Source organism: Streptococcus mitis (assembly GCF_002096845.1).
GTDB lineage: Bacteria > Bacillota > Bacilli > Lactobacillales > Streptococcaceae > Streptococcus > Streptococcus mitis_A.
In genome coordinates this window covers 127310-140354 of record NZ_NCVK01000012.1, presented here as the reverse complement: position 1 = coordinate 140354, position 13045 = coordinate 127310, and the positions used below count along the sequence as shown (strand labels likewise).

The 13045-nt window shown below is 40.5% G+C and carries 8 protein-coding genes; all 8 read left to right on the top strand.

Annotated elements, in window-relative coordinates:
• Nucleotides 1–666 precede the first annotated feature (666 nt).
• Entirely contained in the window at nucleotides 667–1215 is a 549-nt protein-coding gene (locus B7695_RS04470; RefSeq protein WP_084889964.1) for a GNAT family N-acetyltransferase, read from the top strand.
• Between the two features lie 165 nt (nucleotides 1216–1380).
• Nucleotides 1381–2091: a thiol-disulfide oxidoreductase-associated membrane protein CcdA2 gene (gene ccdA2 / locus B7695_RS04465; RefSeq protein WP_084889961.1), complete on the top strand. Its 711-nt coding sequence runs from the start codon at nucleotides 1381–1383 to the stop codon at nucleotides 2089–2091.
• A 13-nt stretch (nucleotides 2092–2104) separates the two neighbouring features.
• Nucleotides 2105–2668, top strand: coding sequence for a redoxin family protein (locus B7695_RS04460; RefSeq protein ID WP_084889960.1), 564 nt, complete (start codon nucleotides 2105–2107; stop codon nucleotides 2666–2668).
• 9 nt (nucleotides 2669–2677) lie between these two features.
• Nucleotides 2678–3790: a peptide-methionine (R)-S-oxide reductase MsrB gene (gene msrB, locus B7695_RS04455; protein ID WP_084889958.1), complete on the top strand. Its 1113-nt coding sequence runs from the start codon at nucleotides 2678–2680 to the stop codon at nucleotides 3788–3790.
• A 70-nt stretch (nucleotides 3791–3860) separates the two neighbouring features.
• Nucleotides 3861–4598, top strand: a complete 738-nt coding sequence (locus B7695_RS04450) for a response regulator transcription factor (RefSeq protein WP_070479466.1) — start codon at nucleotides 3861–3863, stop codon at nucleotides 4596–4598.
• On the top strand, nucleotides 4595–6286 hold the full coding sequence (locus B7695_RS04445; protein ID WP_084889956.1) for a cache domain-containing sensor histidine kinase: 1692 nt from the start codon (nucleotides 4595–4597) through the stop codon (nucleotides 6284–6286). Before B7695_RS04450 ends, B7695_RS04445 begins: the two co-directional genes overlap by 4 nt.
• Nucleotides 6287–6400: 114 nt before the next feature.
• Nucleotides 6401–6964, top strand: coding sequence for a TIGR01440 family protein (locus tag B7695_RS04440; RefSeq protein ID WP_192855728.1), 564 nt, complete (start codon nucleotides 6401–6403; stop codon nucleotides 6962–6964).
• 2 nt (nucleotides 6965–6966) lie between these two features.
• The gene (locus B7695_RS04435; RefSeq protein WP_084889952.1) at nucleotides 6967–13035 is read left to right on the top strand and encodes a ZmpA/ZmpB/ZmpC family metallo-endopeptidase; all 6069 of its coding nucleotides are present in this window, start codon (nucleotides 6967–6969) and stop codon (nucleotides 13033–13035) included.
• Nucleotides 13036–13045 lie beyond the last annotated feature (10 nt).

Genomic DNA, 13045 nt, shown 5'->3' with positions numbered 1-13045 from the left:
GTAACTCGAAGAGTTCGATTTCGTAGTCTCACCCCCGCAACGATGACTAGGTTTGAAAGAGCTTGGTAAAGCGTATTTCAAACCAGACAGCGACTGCGTCAAGGGCTTAGATGAAAAACTCGTTTTTTAGTTGTTACTGAGTTTAGTCTTTTTACCCCGATCATGGAAACAGGTAAGCGAGGAAGGTCCGGTAACTCGAAGAGTTCGATTTCGTAGTCTCACCCCCGCAACGATGACTAGGTTTGAAAGAGCTTGGTAAAGCGTATTTCAAACCAGACAGCGACTGCGTCAAGGGCTTAGATGAAAAACTCGTTTTTTAGTTGTTACTGAGTTTAGTCTTTTTACCCCGATCATGGAAACAGGTAAGCGAGGAAGTTCTGGTAACTCGAAGAGTTCGATTTCGTAGTCTCACCCCCGCAACGATGACTAGGTTTGAAAGAGCTTGGTAAAGCGTATTTCAAACCAGACAGCGACTACGTCAAGACATTAGATGAAAAACTTGTCTTCTAGCTATTACTGAGTTAAGTCTTTTTACCCTGAGCTTAGAAATGAGAAAGCGAAGAAGGTCTGGGGGACCTTTTTAGCTTGAGCCTTGAAATTCAAAAGCAAAACAAGTTTCAATGAAGATTGGACAGAGAATCATCTATTAGAAAGTGAGGTAGTATCATGAAATCTATTGGTACGAAAATCTTACAGACAGATCGTTTGATTTTAAGAAGATTTGTGGAAAGTGATGCAGAAGCCATGTTCCAGAATTGGGCTTCCTCTGCTGAGAATCTAACCTACGTCACTTGGGATCCCCATCCTGATGTTGAGGTGACTCGACATTCGATTCATAACTGGGTTGCCTCCTATGCCAATCCCAACTATTACAAATGGGCCATTTGTCTCAAAGAAAAGCCAGAGCAGGTGATAGGAGATATCAGCATCGTTGCAATGGATGAGAACGATTCTTCTTGTGAAATTGGATATGTCTTAGGAAAAAATTATTGGGGCCGAGGTGTGATGGCGGAGGCCTTGAAAGCTGTATTGGACTTCTGTTTTACTCAAGCAGGTTTTCAAAAGGTCAGAGCACGATATGTCAGTCTCAACCCAGCTTCAGGTCGTGTCATGGAGAAGGCAGGAATGTCCTATCTAGAGACTATTACCAATGGTGTAGAGAGAAAAGGCTATCTTGCGAACCTTATTTATTATCAGATAAACAGGGAAGACTAGTGAATTTTCTTTTCTGCTTTCATCGAAGTCAGACTGTGTCTGGCTTTTTTTGTAAGATTTCTAAATAACCTGATTAAATTCCTATTTTTTCCTATCATTGTCCCTGTTTTTTCTGGATTTTTGGGGCTATAATAGTCCTATCAAATCAAAGAATGGAGGAAGGCAATGGATAATATTATCTTTTTTATCAGTGTTTTTCTTGCTGGAATTCTCTCCTTCTTTTCTCCTTGTATTTTACCCTTGTTACCGGTCTATGCAGGGGTCTTGTTAGATGACAAAGATGGTGCTCAGGCTTCTAGTGGCAAATTTTCAATCTCAGTTGTCAGTTTATTGCGAACTCTGGCCTTTATAGCGGGTATTTCTTTTATCTTTATCTTACTGGGCTATGGAGCTGGTTTTTTAGGCAATTTGCTGTATGCTTCTTGGTTTCAGTATGTGACGGGTGCTGTTATCATTCTCTTGGGCCTGCACCAGATGGAAGTCTTGCATTTGAAGGGACTTTACAAGGAAAGAAGGCTACAATTAAAGAGACAGGGGCAAAAAGGTAAGGGCTATAGTCAGGCATTTTTACTGGGGTTGACCTTTAGTTTTGCTTGGACGCCTTGTGTGGGGCCGGTTCTGGGTTCTGTTTTGGCCTTGGCGGCTTCAGGTGGTTCAGGTGCTTGGCAGGGAGCTGGTCTCATGTTGATTTACACGCTGGGGTTGGCGCTACCATTTTTGGTTCTAGCTCTAGCCTCCAGCTATGTTTTGAAACATTTTCGAAAACTCCATCCTTATCTAGGAACCCTCAAAAAAGTGGGTGGTTTCCTCATTATCGTGATGGGAATCTTGGTGCTTTTGGGAAATGCTTCCATTTTGACTACATTATTTGAATAGAGAGGAAAAAGAAATGAAAAAATGGCAAACATGTCTCCTTGGAGTAGGCTCAATCTGTTGCTTGGCAGCCTGTTCGGCTAAAAATATGTCAGACGAATCTACTATGAAGGAGCAAACCAAAACAGAACAAGTTAGTTCACAAACTGCGACTAAAGGTCAGGCGGTTGCTGATTTCGAACTGACAGGAGTAGATGGCAAGACTTACCGCTTGTCTGATTACAAGGGCAAGAAAGTCTATCTTAAATTTTGGGCTTCTTGGTGTTCTATCTGTTTGGCTAGTCTTCCGGATACGGATGAAATTGCTAAGGATGCTGGTGATGACTATGTGATCTTGACAGTGGTATCTCCTGGACACAAGGGGGAACAAGCAGAAGCAGACTTTAAGAACTGGTACAAGGGTTTGGATTATAAAAACTTCCCAGTTCTAATTGACCCATCAGGCAAACTTTTGGAAAGTTATGGTGTTCGTTCTTATCCAACTCAAGCCTTTATAGACAAGGAAGGAAAGCTGGTCAAAACGCAACCAGGTTTTATGGATAAGGATATGATTTTAAAAACATTGAAAGAAATGGGGTAGAGAAAGGTCATGAATGATAAAGTAAAATTGTTTGTCTTGGCAGGAATCTTTTTCCTAGCCATAACCGGTTTCTATTTTCTATTGATGCGAAATGCAGGGCAGACAGATAGCTCGCAAATTGAGAAAGCATCAGTTAGCCAAGGAGGAAAAACAGTGAAAAAAACAGAAGTGAGTAAAGATGCAGACTTGCATGAAATTTATCTAGCTGGGGGATGTTTCTGGGGAGTGGAGGAGTATTTCTCACGTGTTCCCGGGGTGACAGATGCCGTTTCAGGCTATGCAAATGGTAGAGGGGAAACAACCAAGTACGAATTGATTAACCAAACAGGTCATGCGGAGACTGTCCATGTCACCTATGACGCCAATCAAATTTCCCTCAAGGAAATCCTGCTTCATTATTTCCGCATTATCAATCCAACCAGCAAAAATAAACAAGGAAATGATGTGGGGACCCAGTACCGTACTGGTGTTTATTACACAGATGACAAGGATTTAGAGGTGATTAACCAAGTCTTTGATGAAGTTGCTAAGAAATACGACCAACCTCTAGCAGTTGAAAAGGAGACCTTGAAGAATTTTGTAATGGCTGAGGATTACCACCAAGATTATCTCAAGAAAAATCCAAATGGCTACTGTCATATCAATGTCAATCAGGCTGCCTATCCCGTCATCGATGCCAGCAAATATCCCAAACCAAGTGATGAAGAATTGAAAAAGACCTTGTCACCTGAGGAGTATGCAGTCACCCAGAAAAATCAAACAGAACGAGCTTTTTCAAACCGCTACTGGGATAAATTTGAATCTGGTATCTATGTGGATGTAGCAACTGGCGAACCCCTCTTTTCATCAAAGGATAAGTTTGAGTCTGGTTGTGGCTGGCCTAGTTTTACCCAACCCATCAGTCCAGATGTTGCTACTTACAAAGAAGATAAGTCTTACAATATGACACGCATGGAAGTGCGGAGCCGAGTTGGAGATTCTCACCTTGGCCATGTCTTTACGGACGGCCCACAGGACAAGGGTGGCTTGCGCTACTGTATCAATAGTCTTTCCATCCGCTTTATTCCTAAAAACCAAATGGAAGAAAAAGGATATGCTTATTTACTAGATTATGTCGATTAAGAGGGCTTTCCTAAGCAGTTAGAGGAGAATTTTGCTATACTGATACTAGTAAATGACAAAGGAGAGAAGCATGACCTACACAATCTTAATCGTAGAAGATGAATATCTGGTGAGACAAGGCTTGACTAAACTGGTCAATGTAGCAGCCTACGATATGGAAATCATCGGTCAGGCTGAAAATGGAAGGCAGGCTTGGGAATTGATACAAAAGCAGGTGCCAGATATCATTTTAACTGATATCAACATGCCACAGCTAAATGGCATCCAGTTGGCCAGTCTAGTCCGAGAAACCTATCCTCAGGTTCATCTGGTTTTTTTGACAGGTTACGATGATTTTGATTATGCCTTGTCTGCTGTCAAACTAGGTGTGGATGACTACCTGCTTAAACCCTTTTCTCGTCAGGATATTGAGGAAATGTTGGGGAAAATCAAGCAAAAGTTGGATAAGGAAGAAAAGGAAGAGCAGTTACAAGATTTATTGATCGATAAGTTTGAGGGAAATATTGCTCAGAAAATCCAGTCTCATCTGGCTGATAGCCAGTTTAGTTTAAAGTCTTTGGCCAGTGACTTGGGTTTTAGTCCGACTTATCTGAGTTCTTTGATTAAGAAAGAGTTGGGCCTGCCTTTTCAGGATTATCTGGTAAGAGAGCGTGTCAAACAAGCCAAGCTCTTGCTTCTGACCACAGATTTAAAGATTTATGAGATAGCAGAAAAGGTTGGTTTTGAAGATATGAACTACTTTACCCAACGTTTTAAACAGATTGCAGGTGTGACACCTCGTCAGTTTAAGAAGGGGGAAGGTCGATGAAGCGTTCTTCTCTCCTAGTCAGAATGGTTATTTCCATCTTTCTGGTCTTTCTCATTCTCCTAGCTCTGGTTGGAACTTTCTACTATCAATCTAGTTCATCAGCTATCGAGGCTAGCATTGAGGGCAATAGCCAGATGACTATCAGTCAGACTAGCCACTTTATCCAGTCTTATATCAAAAAATTAGAAACCACATCGACCGGTTTGACCCAGCAGACGGATGTCCTAGCCTATGCTGAGAATCCCAGTCAAGACAAGGTCAAGGAAATCCGAAATCTGTTTTTGACCATCTTAAAGGCAGATCAGGACTTGAAAGCTGTTGTATTGGTCACCAAATCAGGTCAGCTTATTTCTACAGATGACAGTGTGCAGATGAAAACCTCCTCAGATATGATGGCGGAGGACTGGTACCAAAAGGCCATTCATCAGGGAGCTATGCCCGTTTTGACTCCAGCTCGTAAATCAGATAGTCAATGGGTCATTTCTGTCACTCAAGAACTTGTTGATGTAAAGGGAGCCAATCTTGGTGTGCTTCGCTTGGACATTTCCTATGAAACTCTGGAAGCCTATCTCAACCAACTCCAGTTGGGTCAGCAGGGCTTTGCCTTTATCATCAATGAAAACCATGAATTTGTTTATCATCCTCAACACACAGTTTATAGTTCGTCTAGCGAAATGGAGGCCATGAAACCCTATATTGAGACAGGGCAGGGCTATACACTAGATCACCAATCCTACGTCAGTCAAGAAAAGATTGCTGGAACTGATTGGACGGTGCTTGGTGTGTCTTCGCTGGAGAAGTTAGACCAGGTTCGGAATCAACTCTTGTGGACCTTGCTTGGGGCTAGTGTCACCTCTCTTCTTGCCTGTCTCTGTTTGGTATGGTTCAGTCTCAAGCGCTGGATTGCTCCTTTGAAGGATTTGAGAGATACCATGCTGGAGATTGCTTCTGGTAATCAGAATCTTCGTGTCAAGGAAACTGGTGCCCATGAACTGAGAGAAGTGACTCGCCAGTTCAATGCCATGTTGGATCAGGTTGATCAGCTGATGGTAGATATTCGCAGGCAGGAAGAAACGACCCGTCAGTACCAACTTCAAGCACTGTCGAGCCAGATTAATCCACATTTCCTCTATAACACTTTGGACACCATCATCTGGATGGCTGAATTTCAGGATAGTCAGCGAGTGGTTCAGGTGACCAAGTCCTTGGCAACCTATTTCCGCTTGGCTCTAAATCAGGGTAAGGATTTGATTTGTCTCCCTGACGAAATAAATCATGTCCGCCAGTATCTCTTTATCCAGAAACAGCGTTATGGAGATAAGCTGGAATACGAGATTGATGAAAATCCTGCCTTTGATCATCTAGTCTTGCCTAAGCTGGTCCTACAACCTCTTGTAGAGAATGCCCTTTATCATGGCATTAAGGAAAAGGAAGGCCAGGGACATATTAGAGTTTCAGTTCAGAAACAGGATTCGGGATTGGTCATCCGCATTGAGGATGATGGCGTTGGCTTCCAAGTTGCTGGCGATAGTAGTCAAAGTCAGCTCAAACGTGGGGGAGTTGGTCTGCAAAATGTTGACCAAAGGCTCAAACTTCATTTTGGAGACAACTACCAGATGAAGATTGATTCTACGCCCCAAAAAGGAACGACGATTGAAATATACATAAATAGAATAGAAACTAGCTAACTCCCGGTCAATTCTGGGAGTTTTATGCGTAATTGAGAAAGCTTTCTAGTTTGTCTATCTTGCTAAAAACAAGAAAAAACGATATGATAGATAATGACAAAAGAGGTATCAAGTATGAAGGAAAAAGACATTCAAAGAGAAACAAGCCAGATTGTAGAAGATGTACTGGAAAAGGCCGATTTGAAGCAGGGATCTATCTTTGTTTTGGGCCTTTCTTCTAGTGAAGTGATAGGTGGTCAGATTGGCAAGGAATCCAGCCAAGAAATTGGCGAAATCATTGTGAAGACCATCCTAGATATCCTAGAGAAAAAAGGAATTCATCTAGCTGTTCAAGGCTGTGAACATGTCAATCGGGCTCTCGTTGTTGAACGTCAGGTTGCAGAGCAGTTTGGTCTGGAAATCGTTAATGTCCTTCCTACTCTTCATGCAGGAGGTTCGGGTCAATTGGCAGCCTTCAAGTTTATGCAGGATCCAGTTGAGGTTGAATTTATCAAGGCTCATGCTGGATTGGATATCGGAGATACTGCAATTGGCATGCATGTTAAGCATGTTCAGGTTCCGATTCGCCCTCTTTTGAGAGAGATTGGTCATGCCCACGTAACGGCGTTGGCTAGTCGCCCAAAATTAATTGGAGGTGCGCGTGCGCACTATCCGCAAGATTCTATTAGAAAGTCGTGAGAATGAAAAAAACAAAACAACAACTAGAAAAAATTACCAAATATTCGATTCGTAAGCTAACTGTTGGGGTAGGTCCTGTAGCTATCGGGGCCTTCCTTTTTGGTGCTGGTGTCTTTTCAGTAGATAAGGTGCAAGCCAATGAAGTCGGTGGTGCTCATAGTGTTCATTACCGTTATTTGGCGGAGCAGGAATTGACCGAGTCTGAAAAAGCTCTGATTCACCATGAGGTTCCAACAGAATTTCAAGATGATGATATTCTTTATGTAGTTTATCGCAAGAAGGCAACTAACAGTCAACAACTTCCTTACACAGGAAGTAAGGAGCTTGCTTTGGCAGGTCTTGGCTTGGCAACGGCTTCTCTAGCAGTCTTTTTGGTGTCTAAAAAAGGTCGTAGAGAAGTCCTAGGTGTTCTCTTGATTGGTTCTTTCGGAGCCAGCACCTTTGTACCTTATGGGACGTTTGCGTTTGAAAATAAAGAATTGCTTTCTTATAACCAAACTATTTCAGCCTCTACACATGAAGGCTTGGCTGAAGGGATTATCCACATTGATGGTTATGAGTACATCGGATACTTTAAGGAAGCAGAACTCCATCCATCTAGACCAGCTTCAGCTGAGAAGCCTCAGTTGCCAGTAGAAAAGCAAAGTTCAAAAGAAATCGAGAAAACAGAAGTAGCTCAAGAAAGACCTGCTGTCACTCCTGAAACTATCGTCGAGAAACCTGTAGTAGAGAATACAGTTGCCCCTGCTGTTGAAGAAAAACCCGTTTTTGAGAAGCCTCAGGTTAGACAGGAAGAGAGCTTGGTTGAGATTCCTTTTGAAACGGTCACAAGCCCAGATACGAATCTAGCAGAAGGAGAGACTCGTATCGTCACAGCCGGAGTAAAGGGTCAGCGTCGAATTGTAACCAAAGTTTCGATGGTCAATGGTCAAGAAGTTAGAGAAGTCATTGAAGACCAAGTGGTTCAAAATCCTGTGTCGCAAGTCATTGCAGTCGGAACTAAGAAAGAGGTGCAACCTGCCCCAACTCCAGTACCACAAGTTGAACCAACTCACCAAGTAGCAAAAGGAACCCAAGAAGAAGGTAAATCAGGCCAATCCTTAACACAACCGGAATTGCCAGAGGCTCAAGTAGAAGCAAAAGGAACTCAAGAAGTAGGTAAGGAAGGTCAAGCTTTAACACAACCGGAACTACCAGAGGCTAAAGTAGAGTCTAAAGGAACTCAAGAGGTAGGTAAGGGAGGTCAATCCTTAACGCAACCAGAAAATCCAGAATATCATGAAGCAAAAGGTGTTCAAGAAGTGAAAGAAGGAGAGCAGCAAGGACAAGCTTTAACACAACCTGCATTACCAGAAGCTACAGTCGCAGTTAAAGGAACTCAAGAATCTGGTAAGGAAGGTCAAGCTTTAACACAACCTGCATTACCAGAAGCTCAAGTAGAAGTAAAAGGTACACAAGAGGAAGGCAAAGCAGGTCAAGCACTTGTTCAAGATCAATTACCTGAGTATAAGGTGACTGAGGGAACCCTTGTTGAAGAATCAACTACAGAAATTGACTACAAAACTGAAACGACTGAGGATCCAACTAAGTATACAGACGAAGAAACTGTCGTAAGAAATGGTGAAAAAGGTAGTCAAGTTACCAAAACAACTTATAAAACGGTAGAAGGTGTCAAAACTGACCAAGTTCTTTCAACTAATACGGAAGTGACCAAGGAGCCTGTGAACCAACAGATAAGTCGTGGTACAAAACCAATTGAAGGAACCCTTGTAGAAGAAAGTCTTGAAAAGATTCCATTTAAGGAAGTTATTAAAGAAGATGACCAACTGAAAAAAGGCTTAGAAGTTGTAGCTCAAGAAGGTAAAGAAGGTCAGAAAAAAATCACCAAGACCTTTAATACCATTAAGGGAGTTAAAACAGAAGACGCTCCAAAAGTTACAGAAGAAATCCTTGAGGCCCCTCAAGACCGAATTTTGAAACGTGGTACCAAGACCTTTGAAAAACCAGTATTGACCATCACTGCAGTTGAACCTAAGGATTTGAAACGTACTTCAGATGTTAAATACAGTCTAGAAAATCCAAGCAAGGCGGCCATTAAATCTATCACCTTAACTCTGAAAAAAGGTGATGAGATTGTGAAAACATTGAATGTTTCACCTGACAACTTAACAGCTAGCCTGACAGATTTACAATACTACAAAGATTATAAGATTGAAACTAAGATGGTTTATGACCGTGGTGAAGGCGATGAGGAAGTAGTTCTGAATGAAGAACCTCTAAGAATTGACCTCAAAAAAGTTGAAATCAAAAACATCAAAGAAACAAGCTTGATGAGTGTGGACGCTGACGGTAATGAAACAGATAATAGTTTGCTTACAGAAAAACCAGCTGATGTTGCTCCGCTTTATCTACGAGTTACAACTCACGACAACAAGGTTACACGACTTGCTGTTGACAAGATTGAAGAAGTAGAAAAAGATGGAAAAACTTTATATAAAGTTATTGCCAAAGCACCAGACTTAGTTCAACGGAATGCTGACAACACACTTAGCGAAGAGTATGTTCATTACTTTGAAAAACAAAAAGCAAAAGAAGGTAATGTTTACTACAACTTCAATGAGCTTGTAAAAGATATGAAAGCTAACCCTAGCGGTGAGTTCAAACTTGGTGCAGATCTAAATGCAGCTAATGTACCAACTCCAAATAAAGAGTATGTTCCTGGTACATTTAAAGGTAAGTTATCAAGTGTTGAGGGACAACGTTATTCAATCCACAATATGACACGTCAATTATTTGGTGGTATTGAAGGTGGTTCGGTTAAAGATGTTAATTTAGCTAATGTCGATATTAATATGCCTTGGATTGATAACATTTCTGCTCTTGCTAGAACTGTTAAGAATGCTACTGTTGAGAATATTAAAGTAACTGGTAGCATAACTGGTAGAGATGGAATTGCCGGACTTGTTAACAAATTAGATAACGGCGGACAGCTTACTAATGTTGCTTATATCGGTAAACTTACTGGTGTAGGTGATAGAGGATGGGATTTCGCTGGTATGGTTGGTGAAATCTGGAAAGGTAATGTTGATAAAGGATATGTAGAAGCTGATATAGTTGCTAATAAAGCTCGTATCGGTGGATTTGTCGCTAGATCAGATAACGGTTCTGATCCTAACGGAATTGGTAAATATGGTTCTGTTCGTAATGCTGTTACGAAAGGAACTATTAAGGTAAATACACCTGTTGAAGTAGGTGGTTTCCTTAGTAAGAACTGGGCATGGGGTAAAGTTGCAGACTCTGTGTCTATGATGAAAGTTGAAAATGGTGAAGTGTTCTATGGATCTAAAGATATTGACGAAGATGGTGGATACTTCTCAAATAACGCATTAGAACGTAACTTTATCGTGAAAGATGTAAGTACAGGTAAACGTTCATTTAAATTCTCTGTTTCTAACCGAATTAAAGAAGTGTCTCAAGATGAAGCTGACCAGAAAATTGCAACATTAGGAATTACAGCTAATGATTATGTTATCAAGCCTCTTGTTTCAGATACATTAAATAATGTTAAACCAAAATCTGACACTTACAAAGATACTCAAGATTACAATGCATCTCGTGAACTTGCTTATCGTAATGTTGAAAAACTTCAACCGTTCTACAACAAAGAATGGATTGTAAATCAAGGAAATAAATTAGCTGCTGATAGTCCATTAATGACCAAAGAAGTATTGTCTGTAACTGCAATGAAAGGCAATGACTTTGTCACAGACCTTACAGATGCTGACCATATTATGGTTCACTACGCAGATAAGACAAAAGATATCTTTACAATTTCACCGAAAGAATCTAAAGTGAAACAAGTTAAAGAATACAGTGTCGCTGAGCTTGGTGAAGTTGTGTACACACCAAACATGGTTGTTAAAGATCGTGCTGACTTAATCAGTGCTATCGAAAGCAAATTAAGTTCAGTTGAATTGCAATCTGACCCGATTTATCAACACTTGGGTAGAACTGGTGGCAACAAAGTCAATGCAATTAAGGACTTGTACCTAGAAGAAAGCTTCAAGTATGTTAAAGATAATCTTACTCAATTCGTTACGAAGTTAGTAGAAAATGAAGATCACCAGCTTAACACTGATGAAGCTGCAAAACGTGCCTTGATTAAGAAAATTGATGACAATAAAGCTGCAGTTCTTCTCGGATTATCTTACCTAAATCGTTACTACGGTGTTAAATTCGATGACTTTAACATTAAAGAATTAATGCTATTCAAACCGGACTTCTACGGTAAGAATGTTGGTGTGTTAGACTTCTTGATTAAGGTTGGTTCTAAAGAAAGTAACATTAAAGGTGATAGAACTTTAGAAGCTTATCGCGAAACGATCGGTGGAGTTATCGGTATAGGCGAGTTAAACAGTTTCTTAGACTATAATATGCGTCTATTCACAAGTGATACAGACTTAAACGATTGGTTCATAAAAGCTACTAAAGATAATGTATATATCGTTGAACCTAAAACAACAACTCCTGAATTTGCTGATAAGAAACACAGAGCCTACGAGGGGTTAAACAACGACATGCATGGCAAGATGATTCTACCACTTCTTAACTTGAAAGATGCTCATATGTTCTTAATCTCAACATATAACACTATGGCTTACAGTTCCTTTGAAAAATACGGTAAGAATACTGCAGAAGAACGCGAAGCATTCAAAGCTGAAATCAATAAAGTCGCTAAAGGTCAACAAAATTACCTAGACTTCTGGTCTCGTCTATCATTAGATAAAGTTCGTAATCAACTGCTTAAGAGCAATAACATGGTTCCAACTCCTGTGTTAGATAACCAAAACTATAAAGGAATCAGCACAGATAAATACGGACATACGAATAGTGGTAAAGACGTAGCACCTATCCGTGAATTATACGGACCAACAGGTCGTTATCATGCAACTGACTGGCGTATGGGAGCTGTAGCTCGTATTTACGGTAACCCTTATAAGGATGATTCAGTCTTCTTCATGGTTACTGATATGATTAGTGACTTTGGTATCTCAGCCTTCACTCACGAAACGACTCACGTAAATGACCGTATGGTTTACTTAGGTGGTTCAAGACACCGTGAAGGAACTGACCTAGAAGCATTTGCACAAGGTATGCTACAATCACCTGCTGAAACAAGTCCAAATGGTGACTTTAAAGCACTAGGATTGAACATGGCTTACGAACGTCCAAATGATGGAAACCAATGGTATAACACAAATCCAAATGACCTTGCATCTCGTGAAGAAATTGATCACTACATGAAAGGTTTCAATGATACGCTTATGCTTCTTGATTATCTTGAAGGAGAAGCTGTAATTGATAAACACGATAAAGCCTTAAATAGTGCTTGGTTCAAGAAAGTAGATAAGCAACTTCGTGGAGCTAATACGAAGAACCAATACGACAACGTTAGAGATTTAAATGCAGAAGAAAAAGAATATAACTTAACTTCTGTTAACGACCTAGTAGATAAGAACTTCATGACCAAACACGGTCCTGGTAATGGTACTTATGACCCAACTGGATTTGGCTCTGCCTATGTAACGGTGCCTATCACTGCTGGTATCTATGGTGGTAACACAAGTGAAGGAGCACCAGGAGCAATGTCATTCAAACATAACACCTTCCGTATGTGGGGTTACTTTGGATATGAAAAAGGCTTCTTAAACTACGCTTCTAACATGCTGAAAAATGAGTCTAAACAAGCAGGTCATGCTACTCTAGGTGATGACTTCATCATTAAGAAAGTTTCTGATGGTAAATTTAATACTCTAGAAGATTGGAAGAAAGAATATTTCAAAGAAGTTGTTGATAAAGCTAAAGCAGGATTTAACCCTGTTACAATCGACGGTACTACATACAGTAGTTACGATGACTTGAAGAATGCATTTGCTGCAGCTGTTGATAAAGATAAAGCTACTCTTAAAAATGGCTCAGTTAAATTTGATAATACCGTATCACTTAAAGAAAAAATCTTCAAGAAACTTCTTCAACAAACAAATAGCTTTAAAACTTCAATCTTTAAATAATTGAAATCTC